At 59.7% G+C, this 14857-nt stretch carries 21 protein-coding genes and 1 tRNA gene; 10 read left to right on the top strand and 12 right to left on the bottom strand.

Annotated elements, in window-relative coordinates:
- Positions 1-17 precede the first annotated feature (17 nt).
- The 6 genes from HGP16_RS01605 to HGP16_RS01630 all read left to right on the top strand — a co-directional run bounded on the left by HGP16_RS01605 (position 18) and on the right by HGP16_RS01630 (position 4391).
- Positions 18-665, top strand: coding sequence for a lysophospholipid acyltransferase family protein (locus HGP16_RS01605; RefSeq protein ID WP_168838271.1), 648 nt, complete (start codon positions 18-20; stop codon positions 663-665).
- Between the two features lie 2 nt (positions 666-667).
- The gene (locus tag HGP16_RS01610) at positions 668-1618 is read left to right on the top strand and encodes a phosphatidate cytidylyltransferase (protein WP_168838272.1); all 951 of its coding nucleotides are present in this window, start codon (positions 668-670) and stop codon (positions 1616-1618) included.
- The gene (locus HGP16_RS01615; protein WP_168838273.1) at positions 1615-2016 is read left to right on the top strand and encodes a hypothetical protein; all 402 of its coding nucleotides are present in this window, start codon (positions 1615-1617) and stop codon (positions 2014-2016) included. Before HGP16_RS01610 ends, HGP16_RS01615 begins: the two co-directional genes overlap by 4 nt.
- 6 nt (positions 2017-2022) lie before the next feature.
- Positions 2023-2676 carry a CDP-alcohol phosphatidyltransferase family protein gene (locus HGP16_RS01620; RefSeq protein WP_168838274.1) on the top strand — a complete coding sequence of 218 codons (654 nt, stop codon included), beginning with the start codon at positions 2023-2025 and terminating at the stop codon, positions 2674-2676.
- Positions 2677-2950: 274 nt separating this feature from the next.
- The gene (gene mnmA / locus HGP16_RS01625) at positions 2951-4150 is read left to right on the top strand and encodes a tRNA 2-thiouridine(34) synthase MnmA (RefSeq protein ID WP_168838275.1); all 1200 of its coding nucleotides are present in this window, start codon (positions 2951-2953) and stop codon (positions 4148-4150) included.
- Positions 4151-4314: 164 nt separating this feature from the next.
- Positions 4315-4391 (top strand) — tRNA-Met (locus HGP16_RS01630).
- Positions 4392-4489: 98 nt separating this feature from the next.
- On the opposite strand, the gene HGP16_RS01635 is transcribed toward HGP16_RS01630, so the two are convergent.
- The 3 genes from HGP16_RS01635 to HGP16_RS01645 all read right to left on the bottom strand — a co-directional run bounded on the left by HGP16_RS01635 (position 4490) and on the right by HGP16_RS01645 (position 5883).
- The gene (locus tag HGP16_RS01635; RefSeq protein ID WP_168838276.1) at positions 4490-4693 is read right to left on the bottom strand and encodes a hypothetical protein; all 204 of its coding nucleotides are present in this window, start codon (positions 4691-4693) and stop codon (positions 4490-4492) included.
- Positions 4694-5215: 522 nt separating this feature from the next.
- Positions 5216-5527: a PilZ domain-containing protein gene (locus tag HGP16_RS01640; protein ID WP_312867306.1), complete on the bottom strand. Its 312-nt coding sequence runs from the start codon at positions 5525-5527 to the stop codon at positions 5216-5218.
- Positions 5467-5883: a hypothetical protein gene (locus tag HGP16_RS01645; protein WP_168837992.1), complete on the bottom strand. Its 417-nt coding sequence runs from the start codon at positions 5881-5883 to the stop codon at positions 5467-5469. The genes HGP16_RS01640 and HGP16_RS01645 overlap by 61 nt, the downstream gene beginning before the upstream one ends.
- Between HGP16_RS01645 and HGP16_RS01650 the strand changes: the two genes are divergently transcribed.
- The gene (locus HGP16_RS01650) at positions 5789-6103 is read left to right on the top strand and encodes a hypothetical protein (RefSeq protein ID WP_246703251.1); all 315 of its coding nucleotides are present in this window, start codon (positions 5789-5791) and stop codon (positions 6101-6103) included. The two genes, HGP16_RS01645 and HGP16_RS01650, sit on opposite strands and share 95 nt — an antisense overlap.
- Before the next feature lie 4 nt (positions 6104-6107).
- Here HGP16_RS01650 and HGP16_RS01655 read toward each other — a convergent pair whose 3' ends face one another.
- The 4 genes from HGP16_RS01655 to HGP16_RS01670 form a co-directional block, all read right to left on the bottom strand.
- Positions 6108-6359, bottom strand: a complete 252-nt coding sequence (locus HGP16_RS01655) for a DUF6074 family protein (protein ID WP_168838277.1) — start codon at positions 6357-6359, stop codon at positions 6108-6110.
- Between the two features lie 121 nt (positions 6360-6480).
- Positions 6481-6738, bottom strand: a complete 258-nt coding sequence (locus HGP16_RS01660; protein WP_312862855.1) for a DUF982 domain-containing protein — start codon at positions 6736-6738, stop codon at positions 6481-6483.
- Between the two features lie 332 nt (positions 6739-7070).
- A complete protein-coding gene (locus HGP16_RS34645) occupies positions 7071-7478 on the bottom strand; it encodes a DUF982 domain-containing protein (protein ID WP_409526800.1) in 408 nt (135 codons plus the stop codon).
- Between the two features lie 79 nt (positions 7479-7557).
- Positions 7558-7818 carry a DUF982 domain-containing protein gene (locus HGP16_RS01670; protein ID WP_168838279.1) on the bottom strand — a complete coding sequence of 87 codons (261 nt, stop codon included), beginning with the start codon at positions 7816-7818 and terminating at the stop codon, positions 7558-7560.
- Positions 7819-8076: 258 nt separating this feature from the next.
- Here HGP16_RS01670 and HGP16_RS01675 point away from each other — a divergent pair, with 258 nt between their 5' ends.
- Together HGP16_RS01675 and HGP16_RS01680 are read left to right on the top strand one after the other, a co-directional pair.
- Positions 8077-8772, top strand: coding sequence for a DNA-3-methyladenine glycosylase I (locus HGP16_RS01675; RefSeq protein ID WP_168838280.1), 696 nt, complete (start codon positions 8077-8079; stop codon positions 8770-8772).
- A 55-nt stretch (positions 8773-8827) separates the two neighbouring features.
- A complete protein-coding gene (locus HGP16_RS01680) occupies positions 8828-9859 on the top strand; it encodes a hydroxyacid dehydrogenase (protein WP_168838281.1) in 1032 nt (343 codons plus the stop codon).
- Positions 9860-9921: 62 nt separating this feature from the next.
- Here the strand turns inward: HGP16_RS01680 and HGP16_RS01685 are convergent, their stop codons facing one another.
- From HGP16_RS01685 to HGP16_RS01700, 4 genes are all read right to left on the bottom strand, one after another.
- Positions 9922-10578: a methionine ABC transporter permease gene (locus tag HGP16_RS01685; RefSeq protein WP_168838282.1), complete on the bottom strand. Its 657-nt coding sequence runs from the start codon at positions 10576-10578 to the stop codon at positions 9922-9924.
- On the bottom strand, positions 10568-11653 hold the full coding sequence (locus HGP16_RS01690; protein WP_168838283.1) for a methionine ABC transporter ATP-binding protein: 1086 nt from the start codon (positions 11651-11653) through the stop codon (positions 10568-10570). The genes HGP16_RS01685 and HGP16_RS01690 overlap by 11 nt, the downstream gene beginning before the upstream one ends.
- 366 nt (positions 11654-12019) lie before the next feature.
- The gene (locus tag HGP16_RS01695) at positions 12020-12868 is read right to left on the bottom strand and encodes a MetQ/NlpA family lipoprotein (protein WP_168838284.1); all 849 of its coding nucleotides are present in this window, start codon (positions 12866-12868) and stop codon (positions 12020-12022) included.
- 214 nt (positions 12869-13082) lie between these two features.
- Positions 13083-13586, bottom strand: a complete 504-nt coding sequence (locus HGP16_RS01700) for a cupin domain-containing protein (RefSeq protein WP_168838285.1) — start codon at positions 13584-13586, stop codon at positions 13083-13085.
- 331 nt (positions 13587-13917) lie between these two features.
- Here HGP16_RS01700 and HGP16_RS01705 point away from each other — a divergent pair, with 331 nt between their 5' ends.
- Positions 13918-14307, top strand: coding sequence for a hypothetical protein (locus HGP16_RS01705; RefSeq protein ID WP_168838286.1), 390 nt, complete (start codon positions 13918-13920; stop codon positions 14305-14307).
- 59 nt (positions 14308-14366) lie between these two features.
- Here the strand turns inward: HGP16_RS01705 and HGP16_RS01710 are convergent, their stop codons facing one another.
- Positions 14367-14780 (bottom strand): carboxymuconolactone decarboxylase family protein, encoded by a 414-nt coding sequence (locus HGP16_RS01710; RefSeq protein ID WP_168838287.1) that lies wholly within the window; start codon positions 14778-14780, stop codon positions 14367-14369.
- Positions 14781-14857 lie beyond the last annotated feature (77 nt).

Raw genomic sequence — 14857 nt, forward strand, 5'->3', positions numbered from 1 at the left:
GTATTTTCGGGGAAAGGATGGGCACGCCGATCGAATGGCTGGCCAGGCCCGTCTCCGTGGCGATCGTGCTCTTTGCACGCGCCATCACCGCCGTCCGGGCGATCTGGCCCGAGAGCGGCATGCAAACCCGCCGCTGCGTCTATTTCGCCAATCACTCCAGCCATGGCGATTTCATCCTGATCTGGACTGTCCTGCCGCCGCGATTGCGCCGACGCGTGCGCCCCGTGGCGGGTGCTGACTATTGGCTGAAATCGCCGCTGAACAGCTTTATCGGCCGCGATGTCTTCAATGCCGTGCTGATCGAACGGGATCGTGAGGCGCGTAAGGAAGATCCGGTCACGCAGATGACGCAGGCGCTCGATGCCGGTTCCTCGCTGATCCTGTTTCCGGAGGGCACCCGCAATTTGACCGAGCAGCCGCTGCAGCCCTTCAAGAGCGGGCTCTTTCATCTTGCCCAGGCGCGCCCGGATATCGATCTCATTCCGGTCTGGATCGACAATCTCAATCGCGTCATGCCCAAGGGCGAGTTCGTGCCCATTCCGCTGATCTGCACCGTCACCTTCGGCGAGGCGCTGCATATCGACGAGGCCGAAGAGAAGACGGAGTTCCTGGCGAGAGCAGAAGCGGCGCTGCTGGCGCTGGCGCCCAAGCGGGCGGGAGACTGAGCATGAGTGCGGCAAGCGCCGATCTGATCCATCTTGTTTTCGGCATTTTCGGCGTCCTGATCGTCGCCTCCGTCGTCGGCTATGTGCTGCAGCGGCGCCTGTCGCCCGACGGATCGAACGCCGCGATCGAAAACCTGAATGCACGCATCAAGGCTTGGTGGGTGATGGTGGTGCTGATCGGCATCGCCTTCATTGCCGGGCGCGCCGGCGTCATCCTGCTCTTCGCCTTCTGCTCCTTTGCGGCGCTGCGCGAATTCATGACGCTGATCAACACGAAGCGGGCGGATCATTGGGCACTTGCCGCGGCCTTCTTTGTGGCCCTGCCGGTGCAATATTATCTGCTCTGGGCCGAGCAATATGGCATCTATTCGATCTTCATCCCCGTTTACGCCTTCCTCTTCATGCCGATCATCGCGGTGCTGCGCGGCGACACGGAGCGGTTTCTGGTGCGGATCGCCGAGGTGCAATGGGCGCTGATGATCTGCGTCTTCTGCGCCTCGCATGTGCCGGCGCTGCTGACGCTGCATATTCCGGGCTATGAAGGCCGCAATGTGCTGCTGATCGCTTTTCTGGTGATCGTCGTGCAGCTCAGTGACGTCCTGCAATATGTCTGGGGCAAGCTGTTCGGGAAAACGAAGATCGCGCCGCGGCTGTCGCCATCGAAGACGGTGGAGGGTTTCGTCGGCGGCGTCATCAGCGCCTCGCTGATCGGGGCGGCGCTCTGGTGGGTGACGCCGTTCACGCCGCTGCAGGCTGGGCTTCTCGCCTTCGTCATCACGATCATGGGTTTCTTCGGCGGGCTTGTCATGTCGGCGATCAAGCGGGATCGCGGCGTCAAGGATTGGGGCCATCTCATCGAGGGGCATGGCGGGCTGATCGACCGGCTGGATTCGGTCGTCTTCTCCGCGCCGATCTTCTTCCATCTCGTGCGCTACTGGTGGTCGCTGTCATGAACGGAAAGCTGAAAGCACTTGCCGGCAGCAGCATCGTGCATGTGCTTTTCGCCTTCCTCGCCATGGGCGGCTGGGCTTTCTTCGCCAACCGCATGCACCCGATGCCGAGGCCACTGATCGCGGGCTTCGTGCAGGGTGTGCTTTCGGGCTGCCTGACGCTGTTCCTGAAATCCGTGGTCGAAGCTTTGTCGCGGCGGTTCGGCGGCTCTACGCGTCTTTGGGCGCCGCCGCTGATCGCCTGCCTGGGCTCGGCGACCATCCTGATCGTCATCCACGCGCTGAGCGGCACGCCGGAGATCCTGAAAACCATTGCGGTGCCGCTGCTGGTCTCCTCCAGTTATGCGGCGATCTACAATTATTCGATATCGGGCGGAAGGCCGCGAAATCATGAGGGATAAGGGCATATGACCGGCGAGGGAACAGGCGACAGGCGGCCGCTGGCGAGCCGCAACACGCGGTGGGCACAGGCACTGGCGCGGCGCATGACCGCGCTTTCGGTGACGCCGAACCGGATCTCGCAGGCAAGCATGCTGATGGCAGCGCTGGCGGGAGCCTCGTTCTGGCTCTCCGGCGCCGTCGGCAGCGCTGAGATGCGGGTGGCCCCGCTGATCTTCGCTGCCTTGTTCTGCCAGCTGCGTCTGCTCTGCAACCTGCTTGACGGCATGGTGGCGGTCGAGGGCGGAAAGGGCGAGGCCGACGGGCCGTTCTGGAACGAGTTCCCGGATCGTGTTGCCGATATCCTCATTTTTGCCGGCATTGGCTATGGCGTCGCAATACCGGGACTCGGCTGGGCCGCTGCCGCCTTTGCAGTGCTCACAGCCTATGTCCGCGAGCTTGGACGGGCCACGGGCAATCCCAGCGATTTCGGCGGGCCAATGGCCAAGCAGCATCGCATGGCGGTCGCCACGGCTGCGGCTTTGCTCTCGATCGTCGAGGCGCTATGGAGTGGTGGCAGCTGGGTTTTGACGATCGCGCTCTGGATCGTCGCCATCGGATCGGCTGTCACGGTCTTACGGCGCGCCGGCAATCTGATCGGACATTTGAAGGCAAAGGGGTGATTCGCGATTTCGCCCGCCCCTTGCATGGGATGGCAATCCTTTCTATATCCGTCCACAATTGAGGCTGGCCGCAAACAGCGGCCGAAGGCCCCGCATGATGAAAATTCGCCGCTTTTGCATGGCATGCGGCGATCAGAAGCATGATCCCGAAAAAGTGTGCAGCGTTTTTTGGATCAGATCATGCGAAATCAAATCGTGATAGCGTGAAGACTTCTCGAAAAAAGTCATCCCGCTTGGCAGCATCGAAGATCGTTCAAGACTGGCGGCAACGACCGTGAATACACTGGATTTTGACAAGAGGCCGGAAGATACCCGCGTCGTCGTCGCCATGTCGGGCGGTGTCGACAGCTCCGTCGTCGCCGGCATTTTGAAGCGGCAGGGCTATGATGTGCTCGGCATCACGCTGCAGCTCTATGATCATGGCGCGGCCGTGCATCGCGCCGGCTCCTGTTGCGCCGGCCAGGATATCGACGATGCGCGCCGCGTCTGCGAAACGCTCGGCATCCCGCATTACGTGCTCGACTATGAAAAGCGCTTCCGCGAGACGGTCATCAATCCCTTCGCCGAAAGCTATGTGGCCGGCGAAACGCCGATCCCCTGTGTTGCCTGCAACCAGACCGTCAAGTTCGCCGATCTTCTGCTGACCGCCAAGGAACTCGGCGCCGATGCGCTGGCGACCGGCCATTATATCCGCTCGCGTCCGAATCCATCCTCGGAGCACCCGCATCGTCGCGCGCTCTATCGCCCGGCCGATGCCGATCGCGACCAGAGCTATTTCCTCTTCGCGACGACGCAGGACCAGATCGATTATCTGCGCTTTCCGCTTGGCGGCATGCCGAAGGCCGAAACCCGCGCGCTGGCAGAGGAAATGGGCCTCGTCGTTGCCAAGAAGGCCGACAGCCAGGACATCTGTTTCGTGCCGCAAGGCAAATATTCCGACGTGATCGCCAAGCTGAAGCCGAATGCGGCGCTGGCCGGCGAGATCGTCCATCTCGACGGCCGCGTGCTCGGCCAGCACGAAGGCATCCTGCACTATACGATCGGCCAGCGCCGCGGCATCGGCGTTGCCACCGGCGAGCCGCTCTATGTCGTCTATCTCGATGCCCGCTCGCGCCGCGTCATCGTCGGCCCGAAGGAAGCGCTGGAAACGCATCGCGTCTATCTGCGCGACGTGAACTGGCTGGGTGACGAGCCGCTTACCCAGGCGGCTTCTGACGACGGTTTTGCCTGTTTCGCCAAGGTTCGCTCCACCCGCGCGCCGTCCCCGGCCGTACTGCATGCCGACGCCAGCGGCATCTATGTCGACCTCACAGTCGGCGAAGCCGGCGTGGCTCCCGGCCAGGCCTGCGCGCTCTATTCCGCGCCGGGCGACGATGCCCGCGTCTATGGCGGCGGCTTCATCGAACGCTCGGAACGCGAGCCGATGGCGGAGGCTTCGCTGAAGGCGCTGCTGGCGAGCCCGGTGGCCGCCTGAGCGCAGACGGCATCGGTGCAAGAGAAACCACCGATTTTTCCAAATCATCCGCTTGACACCGAGCCGAACCGCACCTTATAAGCCGCTCAACCGACGAGCCAGCGCTTTTCGAGCGGCGGTTCGTTTGACCTTTGCGTGTGATCCTAAAGATCATGCGTTGACGTGGCGGAGTAGCTCAGTAGGTCAGAGCAGAGGAATCATAATCCTTGTGTCGGGGGTTCAAATCCCTCCTCCGCTACCAAAATTCCCAAGTAAAATCAAGATTTTATTGATTTTTCGAGGCGCGCTTGCCGCGATTTTTCGATCCTCGCTACCAGCCCTAGATAGACGAGGCTGAGCTCAGGAGCCTGCCGAGCCGATCCCCTTTGGGCCATCGAGACGGGTCATGTTCTCGTCCAAAGATCGCACAGCCTCTATCATGGCGCTCAATGCCGACATCATGAGCGCGTGATCAGGGTCTTCCCGGGACTGGGATAGAGCAAGAGTTCGGGCGTGAAGCTGTTGGTTAATCGAGTCAAGCCTGTCGATCGTATCCTGGTTCATAGCCATCTCCTTTGCAAACAAATCGAACAGAACCCCCTGTCTTCGGGAATGCTCCGCGCGCGACATTTGTTCCGGTGGTGGGCTTCCGTCCAATTGGTGTGGGATACAAGGGACCGGTATCCTGGTTGCGAGGTCGCGGTGTTTCCCACGCGCCGATATGGCGGCATCGAAATTCTTGCCGCGCTTCCGAATGATTGTCGGAACCAAGAGCGGCTGCCTGCGTAAAGACAAGTAACGAGCTTTACTCGATCCTCATGTGGAACCAAGCGCCTTGAGCCTCGCGAATTCCGGGTAGAGGTGCGGCTTTTCATGACGACACCAAGAGCAACTTCGAAGGGAGCCCATGATGTCGAGCTATAAGCTTCTTCTTATGTTCTTTCTGTCCGCCGGCCTGCTGACCTGCATGATTGTGGTCGGCCTGCTTTCGCTGCATCAGTGAAATCATCCAGGATGAAGCAAGCGAGTTTTTATCCTATCTTTCCGAAGGGGCGGCGCGATGTGTGCTTGCGGCGAGAAGCAGTCTCATACGAACTCAACGCCTATGCCGTTGATTTTTCGCCAGCGCATCTCACAGGCGACCAGCCTGTCGTCTGGAAATTGCAGATTGAAGCTGTTTGGTACTGCGAGCGGGTTTTCGATTTGGATCATGGCGCCGGTATCGGACAGATTTCTGACGATGCAATCAAAAACCGAACGGCCGTCGTTGAATATGATCTTTGCGCCGAGAAGCGTACGCTTTCGGAGGGATGCTCGACCTTCGGGCGAGAGTGCCGTCATCGCGTTGGCTCCGTGATCTCCATTTTTTCTAATATGCCATGTTCTAATATCTGACATGTTAACGGGAAGCTGTGAATTGCACGCTTTTCACCTGTCGGGTCGATGAAGCGACGGGTGAGGAGGTTGGCCTCCCGGCTCGTTTGCGGCCGAATATTTCCCGGCAAATCCGGATAATTTAATTCTCCGGCGAACAAGTTGTCGTCAATGACGTTGTATTTCCAAACAGTCATCGCAAATCCGTGCAACATGTCTTGCAAGAAGAAACATGCTCTGGCACCGTGCCGCCATAGGGGATCGGGGTTTTCAATGAGACTGTTTTTGGCGGTGACCACTGCATTGGTGGTCGCCAATTCTGCAACGGCTGCCGATGATGCCGCGAACAATGCGTTCCGGGTTTGTAAAATGATCGACAATACCGGCTTGTTTACTGCGCCGTGTCAGGTTTCCAGCCGGAAAAACGCCGTTGTGGCGACGATAGATTTGCCGAGCGCCGACGCCCGGAAGGCATGCGTGCAGATTGCCGGCGTGGTCTCCTCCAAGGGATTTCATTTCCCCGGCGGCGAATGGACCGTGCAGATCAAGTCGCCGACCAGCGGCGACAAATCGATAGCATTCTGCAGATTGCCGAAATAGCGGGTCAGGCCGACGCGTTCAGCTCTTCTTCGGCAAAGGCGAGCTGCAGCTCCATCTGGACCGCGTGCATGTAGAGACCGGCTTGCCGGGAGATCTCGTCGTCTTCCATTCCCTGTTCCCGCAGGATGGCGGCAAAGCTCGCCATTTCCGAACGCCAGAAGCGGTTTGCCGCCTCTCCGTGAAGCTGTTGCAGGGCTTTGGCACACCGCCTGACATCACTGGTACGCCTGTCGGCTGGGAATGGTAGAAGCGACATATTCTCTCCGTCATTGGCAGCGCGAATCGCCTGCCTCTGTTGGCAAGATCGCCGGCACTCGTTCATAAAAAGTGAATTATCTCAGAGAGATCCCGTACGCGGCGGGAAGGGCGGGGCGATTTCATTGCAATACGGATATGCCTGCTTCCCGGGCCGCCTTGATCAAGGCCTCCCTCACAGCCTCGGGCGGGACGGCGCCGAGCATCGCTTCAAGGCAGATGCGTACCGCGGCGACATATTCCTCGCCATTCTCGACCGGCCAATGCTGCAACAGCAGTTCCGCAACCTGATGCACCGAATTGACGCGGCGGTGTCCGCCGCTTTCTTCCATGACAAGCGTGACAGCTGGAAATGGTCGTAAAGTGTTTCGTTTCAACACGCATTACCTCCGAAACGTACATGCTTTGGTAATGTTGCAAAAAGCATTCCGGATCGAACGGCTTTTGGCCGGTGTCATTGAGCTGGTTTCGTTTGTCCACCGAGAGCGGCGTGGACGCCGACTATCTTCGGGGTTTTACGCATTGGCTGGTTCCTGACGCGGCGGCGCAGGCCCGCAACGGGCCTCCACCGCCGCGTCGTGCGGCTGAGTTCCCTCTATTGGCACTAAGTATTGGCACACTATGTCTGACCGATCGGGATGGGCACCGTCGAAAAACTTAGGCGAGCCCGTGGACGCCTTGCGTCGCAGAGTCGGCGACAGGTTATATGGCCCTAATCCAATACGTCGGCTTCGATGCAGGCTTCGACGAAGATTTTCCTGGCCTTCTCGCTGAGAAGGGGATCGCTGTTGGCGGCAAGGCAAAGGTTCCGGGCCGAATTATATCTCTCGCCTCTGATGGCCGGCCAACAGAAAAGGAGGTAGTTGTAGGCTTCTTCTGGACTTCGAATTGCTTCCGGCATGCCATAGCCGATACGGAGATAAACGGGCTCAGGCCAGCGGACCCCAGCCCTATTAAATATCATGGTCATTTCAATGGTGCTCCGACATTGTGATCGAAACTCCCGTCGCGGCAAAAAGTTTCGCAATTTACGAAAAATCGATCGCGTTGTTCTGCAGAGCCGCTGCGGCCTAGTGTGACGCGAACAGCCGGGCGGGGCAGGGCCAGCGTGAAGTCGCATAGACCAGTTGATGCCCCTATCGCATGGAGAGAGGGCGGCCGTTTTGTGCACGAATGCGTGCGGAAGATTGCGGTAAATTCTATTGAATCACGGGAATTTCGAGGGGGACGCCGGCCTCCGCCGCCGCTATGACAAAGCTGCTGCGGGCCTCCAGCGGTTGCCCCTGACCCCTCTCCACGTCGGCACAGATCTGCAGGGCCATCATGAATGCCTTGCCTTCCGCCACGGGCCACGCATTCAGCAACATGTCCAATGCTTCCTTGGTATTGGCGACCGTATAGATTTTTCCGGTACGCTTGCAGATGACCATGATGGGATAATTCCAGTCTTTATTATTCATGGTACGAGGCTCCGATCCGATGCCGCCGAAATTAACGCTACGCCGCGCGAAATCTCAAGTTAATTTCAAGACGATATCTGGAGCAGCCTGGAACTGTTTCAATCACCGCGAAAATCAATTCACCCGCCAATCTGATCAACTTTCGAGTCATGTCTTTCGATGCCGTGTTTCGCAGCCGATCATTGCGGGAGATTACTTGCGCGGCGGCGGAAGATCATAAAAGACTTGAGCGTACAGCGCAGTTGATGGGAGAAAGCGATGGTGAGCTTTGTGGAGATCCAGGAACGGGCGGAGAAGCGCAAGGGCGGAGCCGCGGGGCTGAAGGCGTTGATGCCGAAGGTGCCGAACCATGACGTCCTGCGCGCCCTGCCTGATGACCGCATCCTCTCGGAGATGACGCGCTACATCTTCTACGCGGGCTTTGTCCGCAACATCATCGATTCCAAGTGGCCGGGCTTCGAGGCCGCATTTTCCGGTTTCGATCCTGCCTTCCTCAACCTCGCGCCTGATGATTACTGGCACGATCTGACGTCCGATGCGCGGGTCATCCGCAACGGCGCCAAGATCATGTCGGTCCGGGCCAATGCGCAGTTCGTCCGCCGGCTTGCCGACGAGCATGGCAGCGTCGGCCGCTTTTTCGCCGACTGGCCGCTGGAGGATCAGGTCGGCCTGCTTGCTGTTCTCGCCAAGCAAGCGAACCGGCTCGGCGGCATGACCGGCCAATATCTCCTGCGGGCGATCGGCCGCGACAGTTTCGTCATGAGCCATGACGTTCTCGTCTGCCTGCGGCTTGCCGGCCTCCCTATCTCGGAAAGCAAGCCCACCAAGAAGGATCTGCGGTTGATCCAGGATCAGTTCAATGCCTGGCATACGGAGACGGACCTGCCGCTCACCTATCTCTCGCGCATCTGCGCCTTCTCCGTCGGAATGCCCGGCGAAGAGGACGAAGCCTGATTGATCTGATCCGTCGAATGCTATTGGATCGCGTCTTTAGACAGGGAGGAACAGAATGACGATCGACAGCAGGCCCTTGGCCATTAGCGCGCCGGAGCCACGCTCGCTCGAGCTTATCTTCACCAACGACGCACTGTCGCTTCTTCACTCGAACTATCGCCTCGTCGAGGCGGATCCGGACGATATCGCCGGACTGGGCGACGAGGTGCTCAGCGAGGCACGCTACATCATCGGCCAGCCGCCGCTGTCGAAGGAAACGCTCGACCGAATGCCGCAACTGCGCTGCATCCTGAATGTCGAGAGCAACCTCATCAACAACATGCCCTATGAGGTGCTTTTCGAACGCGGCATCCATGTGGTCACCACGGGCCTCGTCTTCGCCGAGCCGGTCGCCGAGATCGGCCTCGGATTTGCCTTGAGCCTGGCGCGCGGCATCGTTGATGCCGATCTGGATTTTCGCGAGGGCAGGGAGCTCTGGGGCGGCGATGGCAATGCGAAGGCGCGGCTGCTTTCCGGCAGTGATATCGGCATCGTCGGCTTCGGTGATCTCGGCAAGGCGCTGAACCGGGTGCTCTCCGGCTTCCGTGCCAATATCAGGGTGTTCGACCCCTGGATGCCGCCTTCGATCCTGAGAGAACACGGCGTGCAGCCCGCCGGGCTGGACGAGGTGTTGTCAGGCAGCGATTTCGTTTTCGTAGTCGCGTTGGTCACCAGCGAAAACAAGGGCTTTCTCGGGGCTGAAGCTTTCGCGAAAATGCGCAAGGGGGCGGCCTTCATACTGCTCAGCCGCGCGGATGTGGTGGATTTCGACGCGCTGATGGCGGCGGTTGCCTCCGGCCACATCGTGGCGGCAAGCGATGTCTATCCGGAGGAGCCGCTCGGCTTCGATCACCCGGTGCGCAAGCTCAAGGGTTTCCTTCGCTCGGCCCACCGCGCCGGCGCGCTCGACAGCGCCTTCAAGAAAATGGGCGACATGGTGCTGGAGGATATGGATCTGATGGATCGCGGCCTACCGCCGATGCGTTGCAAGCGCGCCGAGCGGGAAACGGTATCACGCATGCGCTCTAAGCCGGTGACGCGGAACTGATCTTTAGTTTTACTCCCGGCGCAGCATCTCCCTGCGCCGGGAATGGATTTGTGCCGGCGGAACTAGCGGCGATCGAGCCGGTCGGCGAAGCGATCGCCCAGCCATTGCATGCCCCAGACCAGAATGATCAGGATGATGACGACGGCGATCATGACGTTCGTTTCGTAGCGTTGATAGCCATAGCGGATGGCCAGGTCGCCGAGGCCGCCGCCGCCGATCGTGCCGGCCATGGCGGATGCGCCGATCAGCGTCACCATGGTTACCGTGAAGCCGGCGACGATGCCGGGCATGGCTTCCGGTATCAATACCTCGCGGACAATGGTCCAGCGATTGCCGCCCATGGCGCGCACAGCATCGATCAGGCCGCGATCGACATCACGCAGGGAGACCTCGGCAACGCGCGCGTAATAGGGGATTGCGGCGATGGTCAGCGGCACGATCGCAGCCGTTGTGCCGAGCGCCGTGCCGACGATCAGGCGCGTCAGCGGAATGAGCGCGATAAGCAGGATGATGAAAGGCACGGCGCGGAAGCCGTCGACCAAGACGCCCAGAACGCGGTTGATCGCACCCTGCTCGGCAATGCCGCCGCGGCTGGTGACGACGAGAGCGAGGCCGAGCGGCAGGCCGATGATCAGGGAAAGAAAGCCGGATGCGCCCGTCATCCACACGGTTTGCCAGAAGGAGTGCCAAAGCAGGCCGAGGATTACATCAGTCGTCATAGCCTAGAACCTCCACCCGGGCGGAACGGGCTTTCAGAAAATCGCTGACCTGGGTCGGCAAGGTCGCATCGCGCGTCGGCACCGCGACGAAGAAGCGGGCGACGGGTTGGTTCTGGATATGGTCGATGCCGCCGTGGACCAGCCGGAATGAGTGGGGTAGGGCGGCCGAAAGCTCGGCAAAGAGCGCACCTTGCGCGGCCGGGCCGGCAAGATCGACGCTGAGAATGGCCTCGGTACCCGATGCCGGGGAGAGGCGGGCAGCGATATGCTCCGGAAGCTGCGGGCGGGCGCCGCTGAGCAGGCTTGCGGCGATCTCCGTTTGCGGATTGGCGAAGACCGTCCACACCGAACCTTCTTCGACGATGCGGCCGGCGTCGATGACCGCAACGCGGTCGGCGATCGAGCGGATCACCTCCATCTCGTGGGTAATGAGCAGGATCGTCAGGCCGAGCTTGCGGTTGATGTCCTTGAGAAGGGCCAGGATGGATCGGGTGGTTTCCGGATCAAGCGCCGACGTCGCTTCGTCAGAGAGAAGAATGGCGGGCCGCGCGGCAAGGGCGCGGGCAATGCCGACGCGCTGCTTCTGGCCGCCGGACAGGGCGGAGGGATAGGCCTTGGCCTTGTCGGCAAGGCCGACAAGCTCGAGCAACTCGCGGGCGCGCTGCAATCTTTCCGCCTTGGCGACGCCCTCGATCTTCAGCGGCAGTGCGATATTTTCCTCGACCGTCCTGGAGGACAGCAGGTTGAAATGCTGGAACACCATGCCGATGCGGCGGCGTAGCGGCTGCAGCTCCTTTTCCGATAGGCGGGCGATATCGCGGCCCTCGATGTGGATCTCGCCGCTATCGGCACGTTCCAGCCCGTTCAGGCAGCGGATCAGCGTCGATTTGCCGGCGCCGCTGCGGCCGATGATGCCGACAATTTCGCCACGACGCGCGATCAGCGATATGCCGTCCAGCGCCGGCGTCGAACCGAACCGGCGGCGGACATCGACCAGACGGACGATCTCATCGCCGGGCGATCGTTCGGGCGGCGCCTGTCCGTCGATTGATGTGGCTGGGGTGAAGGAATTCATTATGTGTCTCTTTGTGTAAAGGCGGCTTTCGAGTTTGCCGAGCGTATTATCCCCCCCACTGTCACTGCCGTGACATCTCCCCTACAAGGGGAGATCGTTGGGAGTATGTCGCGCACTCTGCGAAATAAATCAGCCAGGTGTCAGCGGATGCGATGCTCGTTTCCGGCGATGGCCTGCCACGAGTTTCCGATCTCCCCCCTTGTGGGGAGATGTCACGAAAGTGACGGAGGGGGTATGTACCTTCCGCGAATTCCAAAACCAACTATAAACTTCATCGCATCCCAAGATCGGAGAAACGCCAAAGGCGACCCGGGCGAGATGCCCCGGCCGCCTGCCGCTCAGCGCTGTTCCCACCTCGTCCTGATATCAATAGGCGCTCTGGCCGGTGCCCTTATAGACCTTGTCGAATTCGGCCTTGACGGTGTCGTTCTGGTAGGAGGCGACCAGGGTCTTCACCCAGGTCTCGTTCTCGTTGCCTTTCTTTACGGCGATGAAGTTGCGGTAGGGGTTGTCGTTGGTCTGCTCCTGCGCAATACGGTCTTTCGCAGAGAGCCCCGCTTTCAGCGCCCAGTCGGTGTTGACGACGGCGGCGTCAAGGTCGTCGATCGAGCGGCCGACGATCCCGGCGTCCAGTTCCTTGATGTCGACGTTCTTCGGGTTCTCAGCAATGTCGGCGACCGTGGCGAGGATGCCGGTGCCGTCCTTGAGCTTGATGATGCCTTCATGCTGCAGCACGAGAAGCGCGCGTCCTTCATTGGAAGGGTCGTTCGGCACGCCGATGGCGGCGCCCTTCGGGAGCTCGGCCACTGTCTTGTACTTCTTCGTGTAGAGGCCGATCGGCCAAATGCCCGTGTAGCCGGCAATGACCATGTGATAGCCATGCTGCTTGACCTGGTTGTCGAGGTAGGGCTTGTGCTGGAAGGCGTTGGCGTCGATTTCGCCGCGCTCCAGGGCCTCGTTCGGCTGGGTATAGTCGTTGAAGACGACAGGCTCGACCTTCAAGCCCTTCTTGGCGGCTTCGGCGACCACGACGCGCCAGACGTCTTCATCCTCACCGCTCATGATGCCGACCTTGATCGTCTTGTCTGCAGCGAAGGTCTGCGGCGCGGTTGCCGTCAGGCCGAATATGGCGACAGCGGAAGCAAAGATGGCGGCAAGGCCGGCGCGGCGGGAAAGGCGCAGCGCGTCGAAACCTTTAGGAAGCTTTTCAGTCATGGGAAATCCTGTTCCAGATGATCGAGATCGTTTTTCTCGTTGACGGACTTATCATCTCAGATGCGTATTGGCGCCGCGAAGCAGGATTATGCGCTGTGCGGTGCGGTTCTGAAAAACTCTTTTCAGTGCAGTGCAAAAGAGCCAACTAATTTTTCTACAAATACAGTAGATTATTAGTGCGGCAAAATAAGCATTTGCCTAAAAATTGAGCGTATCACCGGTGAATCGGATCCTTCCAGAGAACTTCTTCCGGCTTTTCGATGGGATCTATATCGAGATTGACGACGACCGGCTCCTGGCCGGAGCGGACCAGAACGCATTCCAGCGTTTCATCGCGGCTGGCATTGATCTCCTGGTGCGGCACGTAGGGCGGCACGAAGATGAAATCGCCGGGGCCGGCTTCGGCAACGAATTCCAAATTGTCGCCCCAGCGCATCCGCGCCCTGCCTTTGACGACATAAATGATGCTTTCGAGATCGCCGTGATGGTGGGCACCGGTCTTGGCATTGGCGTGGATCGTCACGGTTCCTGCCCAGATTTTTTCCGCGCCGGCGCGCGCATGGTTGATCGCGGTTGCGCGGTTCATGCCAGGCGTCTGCGCCGTATTCGGGTCGAGGGCATTACCGGGGATGATTTTGACGCCATGTTCACGCCAATCGACCGATTGATGGTCATGATCGTGCCCGTCCTGATGCCCATGTTCATGATCGCCGCACATGGTCGTCCTTTCGGCTTTTGGAAGGAGATTCGCCTGTAGTCCACAGGAACGCTGTTGTTCCACTCTACGCGAAGCCATTCAAAAATAAAGGGAATTGCAGAAAGTTATCAATGAGGCTTTTCAAGTCGTGATTAATCTATAGACTTGATCAAGTTACATGACCGGTGGGAACATTTCGTGTGGTTCCCGCGTTGCGCCGGTCGCGAAATGGTTTGCCGCGCCGAAGTCCCTCATTTTCAGGTGCGCCAAACTGCAGAAGCAGCGCTTGGGTCTCGAAGGAGACCATCGACTTTCATACATGCGCCGGACTTCCAATTGAAAGGAGACAGACATGTCGAATGCCTTGCCGCCCCTTCATGAGGGTCATGCCCCCATCACCCTGCAGCAACTCTTCCGTGAGGCGCTCTACGCCTTCGAGGAGTGGGACAGCGAAGTCACCGAACCGATCGTGACGTTCGAGGGACGTATTCATCCCATCAGCGTCGTTTTCGAAACCATGCGCGAATGCACGGACATCGTGCCGAACAATATCGTCTCGGCCGTGACCGAGCGGCTGACCAAGCCCTGGGAGGGCGAAGGTCCGCTTGACACGATGACCTTTTCGACGGCCGCCCGTGTCATGGGCGTTCTGGTCCGCAAAAGGCTGCTCGCGGTGAACAACGGCGTCAGCGTCGTTGCCATTGCGGCAGATGGTCAGGCATCGGAAACCTCGGATCGCTAAAGGTAGCGAAGACAGTCTATCGAAGACCCGCCAGCACATGCCGGCGGGTCTTCTGCATTTCATCGGCCTGTTAAATCAAATTGCGGGTCGACGGGGATCTGCATTGCCGTGACCAGGTGATTGGTCTGGCCGGCAAGCCCGATGACGGCGAGCAACTCCCCATGCTGCGCATCGGTCATGCCCTTTGCTTTGGCGGCTGCCGTATGGGAATGGACGCAATAGGTGCAGCCATTGGCGGTGGAGACGGCGATATAGATCATCTCGCGCACCAGCGGGTCGAGCGCTCCTTCCGTCATCATGACCGCTTTCAGTCCCTCCCACGTCCGCTTCAGCAGAGCGGGGTCATTGGCCAGGCCGCGCCAGAAATTATTGACGAAGTCGGACTTTCTCACCGCGCGAATATCGTCGAACACAGCCTTGACTGTCGGGATTGTGTCTGCTTCCGCATCGTCAAGCAATTTGACCGTCGCCATTCCCTATCTCCTTTTATGTCAGCAACTCTCATTATGTGGGAGCATAATGCATTTCCCCACGACGTGGGTGCGCAGGG

Source organism: Rhizobium sp. P40RR-XXII (assembly GCF_012641405.1).
Lineage (GTDB): Bacteria > Pseudomonadota > Alphaproteobacteria > Rhizobiales > Rhizobiaceae > Rhizobium.

Bases quoted from the DNA above. Each gene is read 5' to 3' on its own strand.
- HGP16_RS01605 (WP_168838271.1), top strand. From the start codon at position 18: ATGGGCACGCCGATCGAATGGCTGGCCAGGCCCGTCTCCGTGGCGATC.
- HGP16_RS01610 (WP_168838272.1), top strand. From the start codon at position 668: ATGAGTGCGGCAAGCGCCGATCTGATCCATCTTGTTTTCGGCATTTTC.
- HGP16_RS01615 (WP_168838273.1), top strand. From the start codon at position 1,615: ATGAACGGAAAGCTGAAAGCACTTGCCGGCAGCAGCATCGTGCATGTG.
- HGP16_RS01620 (WP_168838274.1), top strand. From the start codon at position 2,023: ATGACCGGCGAGGGAACAGGCGACAGGCGGCCGCTGGCGAGCCGCAAC.
- HGP16_RS01635 (WP_168838276.1), bottom strand. From the start codon at position 4,693: ATGAACCAGGATACGATCGACAGGCTTGACTCGATTAACCAACAGCTT.
- HGP16_RS01640 (WP_312867306.1), bottom strand. From the start codon at position 5,527: ATGTCAGATATTAGAACATGGCATATTAGAAAAAATGGAGATCACGGA.
- HGP16_RS01655 (WP_168838277.1), bottom strand. From the start codon at position 6,359: ATGTCGCTTCTACCATTCCCAGCCGACAGGCGTACCAGTGATGTCAGG.
- HGP16_RS34645 (WP_409526800.1), bottom strand. From the start codon at position 7,478: ATGCGACTTCACGCTGGCCCTGCCCCGCCCGGCTGTTCGCGTCACACT.
- HGP16_RS01670 (WP_168838279.1), bottom strand. From the start codon at position 7,818: ATGAATAATAAAGACTGGAATTATCCCATCATGGTCATCTGCAAGCGT.
- HGP16_RS01675 (WP_168838280.1), top strand. From the start codon at position 8,077: ATGGTGAGCTTTGTGGAGATCCAGGAACGGGCGGAGAAGCGCAAGGGC.
- HGP16_RS01680 (WP_168838281.1), top strand. From the start codon at position 8,828: ATGACGATCGACAGCAGGCCCTTGGCCATTAGCGCGCCGGAGCCACGC.
- HGP16_RS01685 (WP_168838282.1), bottom strand. From the start codon at position 10,578: ATGACGACTGATGTAATCCTCGGCCTGCTTTGGCACTCCTTCTGGCAA.
- HGP16_RS01690 (WP_168838283.1), bottom strand. From the start codon at position 11,653: ATGAATTCCTTCACCCCAGCCACATCAATCGACGGACAGGCGCCGCCC.
- HGP16_RS01695 (WP_168838284.1), bottom strand. From the start codon at position 12,868: ATGACTGAAAAGCTTCCTAAAGGTTTCGACGCGCTGCGCCTTTCCCGC.
- HGP16_RS01700 (WP_168838285.1), bottom strand. From the start codon at position 13,586: ATGTGCGGCGATCATGAACATGGGCATCAGGACGGGCACGATCATGAC.
- HGP16_RS01705 (WP_168838286.1), top strand. From the start codon at position 13,918: ATGTCGAATGCCTTGCCGCCCCTTCATGAGGGTCATGCCCCCATCACC.
- HGP16_RS01710 (WP_168838287.1), bottom strand. From the start codon at position 14,780: ATGGCGACGGTCAAATTGCTTGACGATGCGGAAGCAGACACAATCCCG.